Consider the following 15,807-nt stretch of genomic DNA (forward strand, 5'->3'; position numbering starts at 1 on the left):
TATTTTTTATTTAAATAAATTATAATTTTTCAAATTTAGTTCATTTTTTTATTTTTTTACCACTATGCTCATAAATTAAATTTTCTTATTTTATTTATTATTTATAAACTAATCGTTTCTTCTGCCATTCCTTCTAACTTAGGTAATACAATTTTTTTTATTCTTTCAAGATGACTTTTATCATCAATTTCTCCCCACACCAAATTTTCAACCTTTAAATATCCAACTCGTCTCTTCTTAGCAGCATCAAATATTGCATCTTCATAATCATATTTCTTTGCTTTTTTGTTTGAAATCTCAAAAAAATTCTTCTCGCTTCTATAGTCATTAATTCTAGAATTAAATTCTTTATATTGTCTTAGCATCTCTTTGTATAATTCAAGAGATATTTTTGATATTCCAACTAATTCTCCGTATACTTCATCAATTTCCTCTCGCTTCTTAGATATCTTATATAAATTATCTTCTCTAACTTCAACATAACATTCATCCCCTGAATTAGTCTGTCCACTTAATAAAATACAATCTTCTTTTTCATAATTAATAACTTTTATTAATCCATATACTTCATATATAAGATCACTCTCAAGTAATAAGAAATCTTCTTTCAATTCATCTTCTAATATAGACAATGATGTCATACTTCCAGTTGCTTTATATTTTCTATTTTTTCTTGTTTCAATGTAATTATTTTGTTTTGCTAATTCATCATAAAATTCATTCAAATGACCTGTTACTATATAAATTTTTTCAATTCCTAAACTTCTTAATTTTTCAATAGATCTTTCAACTAAACTTTTACCATTTATTTTTATAAGGCCTTTTGGTAATAAATCATTAGTTATATCCTGTAATCTTGATCCCATACCTGCTGCTAAAATCACAGCTGTTTTTATCTTTCCCATTAATTTTCATTCCCCTTTCCACTTACAAGTTAATTCCATGTATCACTAATTACTTATTATCTTTACTGCAATATTAATTTTAGGTTCATTTTTTGAACATAATTATATTACCATCTTTCATTGTTCAAAACAACATGTTCATGGAAAATTTTTTCAAAAAAATACTGTTCATATCATAAAAGATATGAACAGTATTTTTATTTATTTCATAAATAAGTTTACTAATATACCACCATACTGAGCTATTAATGGTGCAAATACTACTGAAACAATTGTCATTAATTTTATCAATATATTCATCGCTGGACCAGATGTATCTTTAAACGGATCTCCTACAGTATCTCCTACAACAGCTGCTTTATGAGGATCACTTCCTTTTCCACCATGGACGCCTGTTTCAATATATTTCTTAGCATTATCCCATGCACCACCTGCATTTGCCATCATTATTGCCATTAATACTCCTGTAACTACTCCACCACCTATTAATCCAGCTAAAGCTTCTGTTCCAAGCAACAATCCTGTAGCTAAAGGAACTACAATTGCTAATATTCCTGGAAAAATCATTTCATGTAATGCTGCATATGTTGAAATTTCAACACATTTTGAATAATCTGGCTTTTCTGTTCCTTGTAATATTCCCTTCTTTTCTCTAAACTGTCTTCTTACTTCCTCTACCATTTGGGTAGCCGCTTTGCCTACTGATTGCATTGTTAAAGCTGCAAAAAGAAATGGCAGCATACCTCCAAGTAATACTCCAACTAGAGTTAATGGATCAAGTAAATTTATTGTTTGTAGCTTTACTGATTGAGAGTAGGATGCAAATAGTGCTAAAGCTGTAAGTGCTGCTGATCCAATAGCAAATCCTTTACCTATAGCCGCTGTTGTATTTCCCACTGAATCAAGCTTATCTGTTATTTCTCTTACACTCTTATCTAGATCACACATTTCCGCAATACCGCCTGCATTATCTGCAATAGGACCATATGCATCAACTGCAACTGTTATAGCTGTTGTTGATAACATTCCTACTGCTGCAAGTGCTATACCATATAATCCAAGATTAGCATCTTTAGCACCTCCAATTGCAAAATAAGATATTATTATCCCAACAATTATTAATAATATTGGAGCAACAGTTGACTTCATTCCAACAGATAATCCAGCTATAATATTGGTAGCTGGTCCAGTCTTTGATTCATTCGAAATAAATTGAACTGATTTATACTCTGCAGAAGTATAAAATTCAGTAATTTTACCAATCAATAAGCCTACAACAAGTCCTGCTATTACTGGATAAAACATTTTTATTTCTCCAAGGAGAACTTGACATAATATAGATCCTGCTATAAGAACTACTCCCCCTGAAATAGCACTTCCACCATTTAAAGCTTTTTGAGGATTGTCCCCTTTATAAGCTCTTACGTATACTATACCCATCAGTGAACCTATAATACCAACTGCAGATAATGCTAAAGGAAATATTATTACATCATTCCCAAAATTTTTAGCAAGTACAGCTCCAAGTGTGATTGCTGAAATTATTGAGCCTACATATGACTCAAATAAATCTGCTCCCATACCTGCAACATCTCCAACATTATCTCCAACATTATCAGCAATAACTGCTGGATTTCTTGGATCATCTTCTGGTATACCAGCTTCAACCTTACCAACCAAATCAGCTCCTACATCGGCTGCTTTAGTGTAGATTCCACCTCCGACCCTTGCAAAAAGTGCAATTGAAGAAGCACCAAGTCCAAAACCTGTAATATATTCTGCATTTAAATCATATAAAATAGAAAAAATACCAAGTCCTATTACCCCTAATCCTGCTACACATAGCCCCATTACTGTCCCACCTGAAAATGCAACTGATAATGCATCTTTTATGCTATGCTTTGCACCTTCTGCTGTCCTTACATTAGCCTTAACAGCTATCCTCATTCCAATATATCCTGATAAAATCGAACATAAGGCTCCTGCTACAAATGCTATTGCTGTTTTAATATTTAAAAATATCATAATAGTCAATGCTACAACCACTATAAATAAAGTTAAATACGAATATTCTTTTTTTAGGAATGCCATTGCTCCTTCTTCAATGTAACCAGAGATTTCTTTCATTCTCTCGTTACCAGCATCCCTATTCAAAATATCCTTAATCAAAAAAGCAACCACACAAATAGCAATAATACCAGTTAGAATTGTAACATATAATAAATTCATACCCTCACCCCTCTTAAAAAATTTATAGGTTATAATATAAAAGATTAGGCTATTGTAAAAGTAGCATATAATTTTATCCTATATTTTTTCTAAACTAGTATAAGTAAAAGCTATCTTAGAATTTTCTACATAAATTTTTCATACTCAATTGTTTAGGATAAGCCTTCACCCTATACATATATTCAATAATTCATTATAAAATTCTTTTAATATATGCACAAAACACTCTAGTTTAAATCCTCTGTCAACAAGTTCAATTCACTTTATTAATCTCAAGAAAACGTTTACTTAAAATTAATAAAATTTCAACAAATTTTATTAATGGGTTTCACTAAAATTAAGATTGCAACTCAAAAGTTATTTTAACTCCATTCAACTTTAAACTTAATATTTATAACTAAACTTTCTTAACCTTTAAATTGTCCATAAGTTAATCTAGAAGCTATATTATAAAAAAGGCTACTTAAAATAAAGTAGCTCAGATTTATTATTTTATTAAATTTAACACAATTGTATTTATTGCAAAAAGTGCCATAAACAGAACTGTTAATCTTATAAGGATAGCTTCTTTTGTTCTTGATTTGTTTTTTGAAAAGAACGTATCATTTGTACTTCCTTGGATTAAACCACTTAATGCATCAGATTTACTAGGTTGCATGTAAATTGTTATAACTACACCTATTCCTAATAATACCTCTAAAACTAATAATATATTTTGCATAGGTAACACCTCCTATAATGATCAATAACATACAATTTAAATAATATCACATTTATTGATTCATTACAACTTTATGTAATATAAAATTCTTCTGAGCTTACTTGTATTATATCAAACTTTTAAAAAAAGTTATAGGGAATTTTCCCTATAACTTAAAATTTTATACATTTATCAATTTATATAGCATAAATTATGTTTATATTTTATTTTTTTATATTGAAGAACGCTTTTTTTCCTCTGTATTCAGCAACTTCATCTAATTGTTCTTCTATTCTTAATAATTGATTATATTTTGCAACCCTTTCAGATCTAGCTGGTGCACCAGTCTTTATTTGACCTGCATTTACAGCTACAACTAAATCAGCTATTGTAGTATCTTCTGTTTCTCCTGATCTATGAGATACAACTGCTGTATAACCTGCTCTATTAGCCATTTCAATTGCATTTAATGTTTCTGTTAGTGTACCTATTTGATTTAACTTAATTAAAATTGAATTTGCAACTCCAAGTTCTATTCCTTTTTCAAGTCTTTCAGTATTAGTAACAAATAAATCATCACCAACTAATTGAACTTTTTTGCCTAATCTTTCAGTTATTAGTTTCCAGCCTTCCCAATCTTCCTCTGCCATACCATCTTCTATTGAAATTATTGGATACCTATTAACCCAATCTTCAAAGAAATCAACCATTTCAGCTGAAGTTAATGTTCTTCCTTCATGTTCTAATACATATTTTCCATCTTTATAATATTCTGATGAAGCTGCATCAATAGCAATAAATATTTCTTCTCCAGCTTTATATCCAGCCTTTTCTACTGCTTCTATTATTACATCAAGCGCCTCTGCATTTGATTTTAAGTTTGGAGCAAATCCACCTTCATCACCAATACCAGTTGAATAGCCCTTATCATTTAATATTTTCTTTAAAGTATGATATACTTCTGCACACATTCTTAATGCTTCACTAAATGTAGGTGCCCCAGCAGGCATAATCATGAATTCTTGTAAATCTACAGAATTATCAGCATGAGATCCTCCATTTAAAATATTCATCATAGGTACTGGCAATACCTTTGCATTTATTCCTCCTATATATCTATATAAAGGCATATTTAGTGCATTTGCAGCCGCATTTGCAACTGCTAAAGATACTCCTAATATTGCATTAGCTCCTAATTTTGCTTTATTTTTAGTTCCATCTAATTCTATTAACATCTTATCTATATAAGTTTGATCAAATACATTTGTTCCTATTAATTCTTCTGCAATAGTGTCGTTAACATTTTGTACTGCTTTTAAAACACTTTTGCCCAAAAAATTATCTTTATCGCCATCCCTTAACTCTACGGCTTCATACATTCCAGTTGAAGCTCCTGATGGTACTGCTGCTCTTCCAACTGTTCCATCTTCTAAATAAACTTCTACCTCTACTGTAGGAAAACATCTTGAGTCTAAAATTTGTCTGGCTACTACGTCTACAATTTCTAAATAATCTTTCATTTAATTTTACCTCCTCATTTTCTTGTTGAGAATTATTATCAATATTATTATAATACATATTTTGCTAGTTGCAAAGCTTTTTTTCACTTACCATAATATTATTAGTAATTTAACAAAAAATATTCATTTTTTTTAATTTTCAGATTATTATATATGTTAAAATTTATAATTTTATAACATATATAATTAAAACATTTGCTTACTGCTCAAAAACGTCTATACATAAATAAAAAATCATGCACTAAAATATACTATTTCATAATGCATGACTCTAAAAACTTGTACTCACCTTATTATTTTTTTATGTTGTACTTATTATATATCTGATAATTTGGCTTTTTCGCAATATCTTTTAAATTTTAATTCCCAAATTACAGCTTTCTTAGAATCAATATTTTTTATTCCAGCAAAAAATCTTTCTAACTCACCTATTTTATTTAACCCCTTCATTAAATGCCTTGGATAATCAACATTTCTTGAATATGATTTTTTAGGGTCTATTACCATCAATTGTCCATTGCTTAATACATAAACGTCTTTGCATCTAATATCTAGTTTTTTGAATTTAAGCCTTTCAAATTCTAATAGCAATTCAAAAATCTTTTCAACTAACTCAAGGCTTAATCCATTATGCTTAACAAATTTGTCCAATCTCTTTCCTTCAACTAAATCTCTTACTACATACATTTTTCCCTTCTTATATAAGCGTGGAAAGTGCTTAGAGCCATTTGTTCTTGAAAGAATACTTCCTTCATCATTACAAACCTTTTTCTTTAAAAATATTTTAATTGCTTTTTTATCAGGCAATTCATAAACTATTCCATTATGCCCTTGACCTAAATAAACAGCCTCCCTAAACAATTTTTCTGTATTTTCATCAAAATCAACAGAATATGCGAAGTTTTTCTTCATATTATCAATCCTATATCTTTTTTATAAATATATTATTTTTCTATCTATTTTATGCAGTTTCATAAAATTCTACATCCAACCTATAATGTTTATTTAATATATTAATAATTTTATCCACTTAATATATCATTTAAACATTAGTTATTAACAAATTAATCTACTTTTTATATTAAATACTTCAACCTCTCGTAACAGATTTAATTACCAATATTTTAAATTAATAAAGTTAAGTAAATAAAAATATACTATTTTTATTTACTTAATAATGCAAAATATAAAACAGCCTGAAAATAATTTAAAATTATTTTCAGGCTGTAAATTTCCTAAGAATATTATTTAATTTAGAATTATTCGCTTACTATTAGATTTTCTCCTGTCATCTCAGCAGGAACTTCAAGTCCTAATTGAGTTAGCATAGTTGGAGCAATATCTGCAAGCTTTCCAGTCTTTAATTTTTTATTGTCAGTATGATTTGATACCCAAGCAAATGGTACCGGATGAGTAGTATGAGCTGTAAATGGATTTCCTGTTGAGAAATCTATCATAGTTTCAGCATTACCGTGGTCTGCAGTAATGAATAGACAACCATCCATTTCTAAAATTTTATCAGCAATCTTTCCTACACATTCATCAACGGCTTCAATTGCTTTAACAGCAGCTTCTACAACTCCTGTATGACCAACCATATCTGGATTAGCAAAATTTAAGATTATCATATCATATTTATCGCTGTCTAATCTACTTAATAACTCATCTGTTACTTCATATGCACTCATTTCTGGTTTTAAATCATAAGTTGCAACCTTTGGTGAAGGAATAACTTTTCTATCTTCGCCTGGATTTTCTTTTTCTACTCCACCATTAAAGAAGAAAGTAACATGCGCATATTTTTCTGTTTCAGCTATTCTTAATTGGTTTAAACCTTTGCTGCTTATATATTCACCAAGTGTATTATTTAAAGTTTGTGGACTATATGCGACATTAACACCTTCTAAAGTCTTATCATATTGAGTCATTGTTACAAAAGTTAAATCTAAAGTTTCTCTCTTAAATCCAGCAAATTCTTTATCATTAATAGCTCTAGTAATTTCCCTAGCTCTATCTGGTCTAAAGTTAAAGAATATAACTGAATCTCCATTTTTAATATTAGTAAGTGCATTACCATCTTTAGTAACTACTGTTGGCAATACAAATTCATCAGTCTTATTATCATGGTATGAGTTTTCAATTGCTTCTACTGCACTATTTGCTGTTTCACCTTTACCTAAAACTAATGCATTATATGCAAGTTCAACTCTTTCCCATCTGTTATCTCTATCCATAGCATAATACCTACCACTTACAGTTGCAATTTTACCTACTCCAACTTCAGCCATCATTGCTTCTGCTTTTTCTATGAATTCTTTTCCTGAAGAAGGTGGTACATCTCTTCCATCCATAAATGCATGAACAAATACATTTTGTACTCCTTCTTTTTTAGCAAATTCTAAAAGGCCTTTTAAATGATCTATGTGTGAGTGAACTCCACCATCAGATAATAATCCCATTAAATGAAGAGCTGCTCCGCTCTTTTTAGCATTATCCATTGCTTTCTTAAGAGCTTCATTCTCAAAAAAGTCTCCATCTGAAATTGCTTTTGTTATTCTTGTTAATTCTTGATATACTATTCTACCAGAACCAATATTTAAATGACCAACTTCTGAGTTACCCATTTGTCCTTCTGGCAATCCAACTGATAAACCACTTGCTTGTAGCTCTGTAGTTGGATATTTTTCAAATAATTTATCTAAATTTGGCTTCTTTGCTAAAGTAACAGCATTTCCTTCTGATTTTGGTGCATTTCCAAAACCATCTAATATCATTAACATAACAGGTTTCTTTGACATTTTTATACCTCCAAATACTTTTGTTAAAAGTTATATCTTTATTAATAATAATTTCTAAATTCCTAAATTAAATTTGTAAATTATATAGATACTTTAATTTAATAAAAATTGTACACATTTGTGACTATTTCTAATATAATTTGGATAATTATTATCTATCTAAATTATATTATTTTTTTTCATTTATTGCAACTTATAAACACTGTCAGATAAAGACATATCAAAAAAGAGGCTGTTGTTTAAAATGATAAAAAAATCATTATTCAACAGTCCCTTTAATATGTTTATTTTCTTAGTAATTAACTATTGCAGAAAAATCAGATGCAACTAAACTTGCTCCACCTACTAATGCTCCATCTATATCAGACATTTCCATTTGAGCTTTAATTGTGTTTGGTTTAACAGATCCACCGTATTGGATTCTAGTTTTTTCAGCTGATTCTGCTCCGTACATTTCAGCAACCATACCTCTTATAGCTTTAATTGTTTCATTAGCTTGTTCATCAGTAGCAGTTTTACCTGTTCCAATTGCCCAGATTGGTTCATAAGCAATAACAAGTTCTTCTACTTGAGCATTAGTTAATCCAGCTATATCAACTTTAATTTGAGCTTCTATAACTTGGTTAGTAGTTCCATTTTCTCTTTGTTCTAAAGATTCTCCACAGCAAAGGATTGGAGTAATATTATGTTCAAAAGCTTTTTTAACTTTCTTGTTTAAAGCTTCATCAGTTTCATTGAAGTATTCTCTTCTTTCACTGTGACCTAAAACAACATATTCAATTCCCATAGCTTCTAACATTGCTGGAGAAACTTCTCCTGTGAAAGCTCCACTTTCTTCAAAATGCATATTTTGTGCAGCTACTTTAATGTTTGATCCAGCTACTGCTTTCTTAACAGCATCTAAACATACAAAAGTAGGACACACAACTACGTCACAAGTAGCATCTTTAACTAATGGTTTTAATTCTTCTACCATTTTAACTGCTTCATCAACAGTTTTGTTCATTTTCCAGTTTCCTGCAATAATTGCTTTTCTCATCATATCCACCTCATAATTAAAATTTTAAGAAGAAGCTTTGGCCAAAAGCTTCTTCATTTTAGTGAAATTATTTTTCTCATACACAAGTAAATAATTTCTTTATTTAACTTTTAGTAATTACTAATTTACTTACATATCTGATCTAAAACTAATTTTATTAATATATGATATAAATTATCCTTATACTTTATATTAAAATTAGTTATTTAAAGCAGCAATTCCTGGTAATACTTTACCTTCTAAGAATTCTAATGATGCTCCACCACCAGTTGAGATGTGAGTCATCTTATCTCCAAATCCTAAAATATTAACAGCTGCAGCTGAATCTCCACCACCTATTATAGTAGTTGCATCTGCATCAGCCATAGCTTTAGCTACTGCTATTGTTCCTTTATTGTAGTTTTCGAATTCGAATACACCCATTGGTCCATTCCAAATTACAGTCTTAGCATCTTTAATAGCTTCAGCATATAAAACATCTGTCTTTGGTCCAATATCTAATCCCATGTTTCCAGCAGGAATATTTTGATCTTCTGTAACTGTTGCTTCAACATCTTTAAATTCAGCAGCAACTCTGTGATCTACTGGTAATAAGAATCTAACACCTTTTTCTTCAGCTTTAGCTATCATTTCTTTAGCATAGTCAAGTCTATCTTCTTCAACTAATGAAGTTCCAATTTCATATCCTTGAGCTTTTAAGAATGTATAAGCCATTCCACCACCAATGATGATAGTGTTAACTTTATCTAAAAGATTGTTAATAACAGCAATCTTATCAGAAACCTTAGCACCACCTAAGATAGCAACAAATGGTCTTTCTGGATTTTCAACAGCATTTCCTAAGAATTTTAATTCTTTTTGAATTAAATATCCGCATACAGCTGTATCTAAATAATCAGTTACACCAACTGTTGAACAGTGAGCCCTGTGAGCTGTTCCAAATGCATCATTAACAAATACATCAGCTAATGAAGCTAATTCTTTAGAGAATTCAGGAATGTTCTTTGATTCTTCTTTTCTACATCTAGTGTTTTCTAATAATACGATGTCTCCATCTTTCATTTCAGAAACAGCCTTTTTAGCGTTTTCACCAACAACTTCTTCATCTCTTGCAAAAACAACTTCTTTACCAAGCATTTCTGTTAATCTTACAGCAACTGGTGCTAATGATTTTGAAGCATCTTTTCCTAAATGTGAGCAAAGAATAACCTTTGCATTGTGTTCTACTAAATATTTTATAGTTGGAAGAGCTCCTACTAATCTGTTTTCATCAGTTATAACACCATCTTTTAATGGTACGTTAAAGTCACATCTAACTAAAACTTTTTTTCCGTTTACATCAATATCTTCAATTGTTTTCTTATTGAAATCCATTAAAATTCACCTCATAATTTATTTTTTCAAATATTTTAAAATAGTCTGGCTTTATAGCCTTATACTACAAAACCAGACTTATTCATTTCAACATAAATTTGCGCGTTATGTTTAAATTAGATCAATTCAAATTACTTTAAGTTAGCGAAGTATCCTAAAGTTCTGATTAATTGGTTAGTGTATGACATTTCGTTATCATACCAAGAAGCAACTTTAACTAATTGTTCTCCATTAACTTCCATAACCTTAGTTTGTGTAGCATCGAATAATGATCCGAAGCTGCTTCCGATAATATCACAAGAAACTATTGGATCTTCAGTGTATCCGAAAGATTCAGTTGCAGCAGCTTTCATAGCAGCATTAATTTCTTCTGCAGTTACTTTCTTGTCTAAAGTACAAACTAATTCAGTTAATGAACCAGTGATTGTTGGAACTCTTTGAGCTCCTCCATCTAATTTACCAGATAATTCTGGGATAACTAAACCGATAGCTTTAGCAGCACCAGTTGAGTTAGGGATGATTGAAGCTGCAGCAGCTCTAGCTCTTCTTAAGTCACCATTTCTGTGTGGAGCATCTAAAGTATTTTGGTCATTAGTGTAAGAGTGGATTGTAGTCATGAAACCTTTTGTTAATCCAAATTTATCACTTAATACTTTAGCAAATGGAGCTAAACAGTTAGTAGTACATGAAGCACCTGAAATAACTGTATCATCTGCCTTTAAGATGTCGTGGTTTACATTGTAAACTACTGTTGGAAGGTCATTTCCAGCTGGAGCTGAAATAACAACTTTCTTAGCACCTGCTTCGATATGAGCTGAAGCTTTTGCCTTTGAAGCAAAGAATCCAGTACATTCTAAAACGATATCTACGTTTAAAGCTCCCCATGGTAAGTTTGCTGGGTTAGAATCAGCAGTAACTTTGATTTCCTTTCCGTTTACTACGAAAGCTCCTTCTTTAACTTCGATTTCTCCATCGAATTTACCTTGAGCTGAATCATATTTGAATAAGTGAGCTAACATTTTAGCATCTGTTAAGTCATTGATTGCAACCACATTAAATTCAGGGTTGTTGATCATTAATCTTAAAGCTAATCTCCCTATTCTTCCAAAACCATTAATTGCTACGTTTACCATTTACAATTACCTCCTAATATGTTTTTCTTTTTTTATAAAAATAAATTTTACAAACAACTTTAATAACCGAATTTACTTTTCTAGTCTTTCTAGCATTCCATGAGCTGTTGCTTCATCTGTAACTAATATTCCATTTATGTCATTAAATTCAGTTGATATTATAGACTCAATTTTATTGTGCCCACCCGCTACTGCAATATGTGTTTTTATTTTTCTTGCTTCGTTAATTTTAATTCCAACAGCAGTAGTTTCAGAGATTATTTCTGAGTCTTTGTTAAAATAACATCCAAATGCTTCTCCAACAGCACCTTTATTAATTAAATTATCAATTTCAGCCTGAGGAACTCCTCTTTTCTTGGCCATTTGAACAGCATTACCTATACCATAAATCAAAATATCTGCTTTATGGATTGTATCAATTACTGCCTTAACAGCTTCTTCCTTAAGTAAAGTATCTAAAATATCTAAACTTAAGTTTTCAGAAATATGAAGCATTTTATATGTACCATTGAGTTTTTGAGCTAGTGTAGCTGCTAAAGTATTGGCCTGAGTTTCTACTTTCTTGCCCATACCACCTCTTGCTGGTACTACTTGGATTTTTGATAAATTTGTTATTTTAGGAAAAGCTTCTACAACCTCTTTTAAAGTACTTCCACCAGTTAAAGCTATAATAGAATTATCTTCTAAAACATCTTTTACATAATTGGCGCATGCTTTACCTAAATCCTTTAATACTAAAGGATTCTCTTCAATATCACCTGGGACTACGATTACCTTTTTCAAGTTAAGAAGAGTTTCTATTTTCTTTTCAACTTCGGAAAGACCTTTTATTTCGTGAATAAAATCATTTAATTTATATATAAGTTCTATTCCCTCACTTGTAACTGTCATTCCAGAAGCATTTATCTCAATCAATCCTTGATCCTTTAAAAAACCTATTTCTGTCCTTACTGTTCTTTCACCAGTATTAAGCATTTCAGCAAGAACTCTTCTCCCTATAGGTTGATTATGACAGATTGTTCTGAGTACGTTATACCTTTTTTCCAACGTATTTACAAGCTCAGGAACTATTTTTTTTTGCAACTCTAATATTTCCTGCAACTTAAACACTCCTTTGGTCACTAAACGTCCCATATCTTTTTATTATGTCCCACAGCTATTATTATAAAACACCTTTTAAAATTTTTAAACCCTTTAGGTAAATTTTTTTTATATTATTTCAAAAAAAACAAAAATAACCTAGTAAAATTAATTATTAGCAAACTTTTTTGTAATTCTATACAATAGATTATAACTCCAAATTTGCCACATAAAATTGATAATGCACAGATTATATTTAAACTTTTATCAGTTTCTTGATTTAATTTTCAAGACCATTTATTAAATTTATACTGCACATCATCAACTTTGTGTATTTATTCATTGTATTACAACCTTTTTCTCATAGAAGAAGACTTAATTCCTAATTCTTCTCTATATTTTGCAACTGTTCTACGAGAAATATTCATATTTTTTTCTGCTAATTTATCACTTATAACCTGATCTGAAAGTGGTTTCCCTTTATTTTCCTCACTTATTATTTTCTTTATCTCATTTTTAATTTTCACAGTTGCCATATCTTCATCACTTGAAGATACTCCACTTGCAAACAAATCTTTAATTTTTATAGTTCCAAAACTTGTTAGTACATATTTATCTTTAACTGCCCTGCTTACAGTAGATTCATGAACTTTGATTATTTCAGCTACCTCTTTTAAAGTTAATGGTTTTATATGCTGCTTTCCAAACTTAAAAAATTCTTTTTGCCTGTCTACTAAACATTCTAAAACCTTATATAAAGTATTTTTTCTCTGTTCTATAGATTTAATTAAAAACATTGCTTGATTAATTTTATCTTTAACATAAGCATTTGTTTCAGAATCATCATTATTTTTTAAAACATCCTTATATGTTTTATTTATCATAAGTTTAGGCAAAACTCCTTCATTCATTATAATAAAGAATTCACCATCTATATTTTTTATTTCAGCATCTGGAATTATATAATTAACTTCCTCACCAGTATAAAATCCTCTTGATGGCTTTGGTTCTAATTTTTTAATTAAATCACCATATCTTTGAGCTTCCCTTGGAGATATTCCAAGTGCTTTACCAACTGCCTCATATTTATTTTCTGCTATATTTTCTAAATGATTTAATATTATATTTTCTATTGTGTCATCTAAAATGTTTAATTTTATACTTTGTATTATTAAGCATTCCTTAATGTTTCTTGCACCTATTCCATAAGGTTCTAATGATTGAACTACTTTCAAAGCGTTTTCTACAACATCTTCTGGTAAATTTAGTTCATCTGATAATTCTTTTATTGAAATTTCTAGATACCCTCTATAATCTAGAGACTCAACTATATACTTACATATGCTTAAAGTATATTGGTCTATATTAATCTCAACTAATTGCTCTTGCAAATAATCTTTTAAAGATATTTTCTTTTCAATAAAATTTAGTGGTGAAGCGGTTTCATCACTTGAATAATTTGATTCTAATTTTTCTTTATAATTATCAGAATATAACTCTTCAATCATATTTTTATAATCATATTTATCACCAGCGCTAATTTCCTCGGTATTAGAAGTATCTTCATATGATTGTATTTCCTCATTTACTTCCAAAACCGGATTTTCCGAATATTCCTTATCAATATATTCTCTTAAATCATGAAGGGACATTTGCAAAAGCTTTATAGATTGTTGCATATTTTGAGTTAGTATGAGCCTTTGTTCCTGCGTCATATTCATGCTATAATCTAACTTCATAACTATCCTCCTGTACTTTTTGTATTTATTCATCGGTTAAACGTATTCATCAGTGTTATTTACCTACATAAATAAAATCGGAATTAATCAATTTTATATAAAATATTTTTTGATATACATAATTTATAAATCTTTATATATTAGTATACTCTGTAATATGTAATTATTGCAAGTCCACAACAAATATAAGCAATAGTTTTTAATATATTATTTCCCACCATAACCTATGCCTTACACCTAACCCAAATTACATATTTGTTCCTATACTTTTTTATTTGTATAAAAATATGCCTTAATATTTATAATAATTAATAAATATTAAAGCATGTCTTTATTTTATATCTTAATCAAAAAATTCCTTATCAATAATTAAAAAATTGTATATAGTTACATATTAACATAATATTATATTAATAATTCCTACTCACATATTATCATGTACTATTTTGTTAAAAATACAAGACCACAACATCCAGGACCTGAATGTATACTTACAGATGATCCAACTGGACATTCTACGTAATTAACATTATTAGTCTCTAGATACTCTTTAAGTGCTTCTTTAACTTCTATGTTGTGTACATTAATTAATATAACTGGAACTTCTTCGTCCAAAGAAACTGCTTCTAAATCACTGATAATTTTTTTAATTGCTTTTTTATTTCCTCTAATTTTATCTTTTACAGCCATAAGGCCATCTTTTATTTCAAGTACCAACTTTATTCCAAGCATGCTTCCAACTATTCCAGCAGTTTTAGAAATTCTACCACCTCTAACAAGATATTCTAATGATTCAAAATAAACTGAAAGCTTTATTTTGTCCTTCACAGTATTTAATACTTCTTCCATTTTCAAAATATCATAACCATCTTCTCTAAGCTTTGCTGCTTTCAAAACTAACATTCCAAGTGCAGCTGTAACATTTTGAGAATCAATTACAACTATATCTTCAGTCTCTAACATTTCTTTTGCAATACATGCTGATTGATATGTTCCACTCATTACCGAAGACATATGAATTGATATGATTTTATATCCTTCACTTAAATATTTTTTATATGCCTCAACAAATCTATTTGGTGTTACCTGAGCTGTAGTTGGCAATATATTTTCCTTTTCTATTCTTTCAAATACTTTATCTGAATTTATTTCAACTCCATCCAAATAGCTCTCTTCACCAAAATTTATTAATAGCGGTAAAACTACTACATCATATTTATCATATATTTCTTTGGATAAATCAGCAGTACTATCCGTTATGATTTTAATCTTTTCCATATATCTTCATTC

The 15,807-nt window shown here is 29.5% G+C and carries 12 protein-coding genes; all 12 read right to left on the bottom strand.

Annotated features, from left to right (window positions below):
- Positions 1–101: 101 nt before the first annotated feature.
- The gene (locus GXK56_RS10245) at positions 102–905 is read right to left on the bottom strand and encodes a phosphocholine cytidylyltransferase family protein (protein WP_160687367.1); all 804 of its coding nucleotides are present in this window, start codon (positions 903–905) and stop codon (positions 102–104) included.
- 201 nt (positions 906–1,106) lie between these two features.
- Positions 1,107–3,134: a sodium-translocating pyrophosphatase gene (locus tag GXK56_RS10250; protein WP_160687368.1), complete on the bottom strand. Its 2,028-nt coding sequence runs from the start codon at positions 3,132–3,134 to the stop codon at positions 1,107–1,109.
- Between the two features lie 487 nt (positions 3,135–3,621).
- Entirely contained in the window at positions 3,622–3,855 is a 234-nt protein-coding gene (secG, locus tag GXK56_RS10255; RefSeq protein ID WP_160687369.1) for a preprotein translocase subunit SecG, read from the bottom strand.
- Positions 3,856–4,058: 203 nt separating this feature from the next.
- Positions 4,059–5,354 (bottom strand): phosphopyruvate hydratase, encoded by a 1,296-nt coding sequence (gene eno / locus GXK56_RS10260; RefSeq protein WP_160687370.1) that lies wholly within the window; start codon positions 5,352–5,354, stop codon positions 4,059–4,061.
- Between the two features lie 315 nt (positions 5,355–5,669).
- A complete protein-coding gene (locus GXK56_RS10265) occupies positions 5,670–6,266 on the bottom strand; it encodes a protein kinase (RefSeq protein WP_160687371.1) in 597 nt (198 codons plus the stop codon).
- A 347-nt stretch (positions 6,267–6,613) separates the two neighbouring features.
- Positions 6,614–8,152 (bottom strand): 2,3-bisphosphoglycerate-independent phosphoglycerate mutase, encoded by a 1,539-nt coding sequence (gene gpmI / locus GXK56_RS10270; protein ID WP_160687372.1) that lies wholly within the window; start codon positions 8,150–8,152, stop codon positions 6,614–6,616.
- 292 nt (positions 8,153–8,444) lie between these two features.
- Entirely contained in the window at positions 8,445–9,191 is a 747-nt protein-coding gene (tpiA, locus tag GXK56_RS10275) for a triose-phosphate isomerase (RefSeq protein WP_160687446.1), read from the bottom strand.
- Positions 9,192–9,389: 198 nt separating this feature from the next.
- A complete protein-coding gene (locus GXK56_RS10280) occupies positions 9,390–10,565 on the bottom strand; it encodes a phosphoglycerate kinase (RefSeq protein WP_160687373.1) in 1,176 nt (391 codons plus the stop codon).
- Between the two features lie 131 nt (positions 10,566–10,696).
- A complete protein-coding gene (gene gap / locus GXK56_RS10285) occupies positions 10,697–11,698 on the bottom strand; it encodes a type I glyceraldehyde-3-phosphate dehydrogenase (protein WP_160687374.1) in 1,002 nt (333 codons plus the stop codon).
- A 72-nt stretch (positions 11,699–11,770) separates the two neighbouring features.
- Positions 11,771–12,832: a sugar-binding domain-containing protein gene (locus GXK56_RS10290; RefSeq protein WP_160687375.1), complete on the bottom strand. Its 1,062-nt coding sequence runs from the start codon at positions 12,830–12,832 to the stop codon at positions 11,771–11,773.
- 293 nt (positions 12,833–13,125) lie between these two features.
- Complete coding sequence (gene rpoN / locus GXK56_RS10295; RefSeq protein ID WP_160687376.1) at positions 13,126–14,517, bottom strand: RNA polymerase factor sigma-54; 1,392 nt, start codon at positions 14,515–14,517, stop codon at positions 13,126–13,128.
- 441 nt (positions 14,518–14,958) lie between these two features.
- On the bottom strand, positions 14,959–15,795 hold the full coding sequence (locus tag GXK56_RS10300; RefSeq protein WP_160687377.1) for a DegV family protein: 837 nt from the start codon (positions 15,793–15,795) through the stop codon (positions 14,959–14,961).
- Between the last annotated feature and the right edge of the window lie 12 nt (positions 15,796–15,807).

The sequence above is a fragment of the Clostridium sp. C2-6-12 genome (assembly GCF_009928485.1).
Taxonomy (GTDB): Bacteria; Bacillota; Clostridia; order Clostridiales; family Clostridiaceae; genus Clostridium.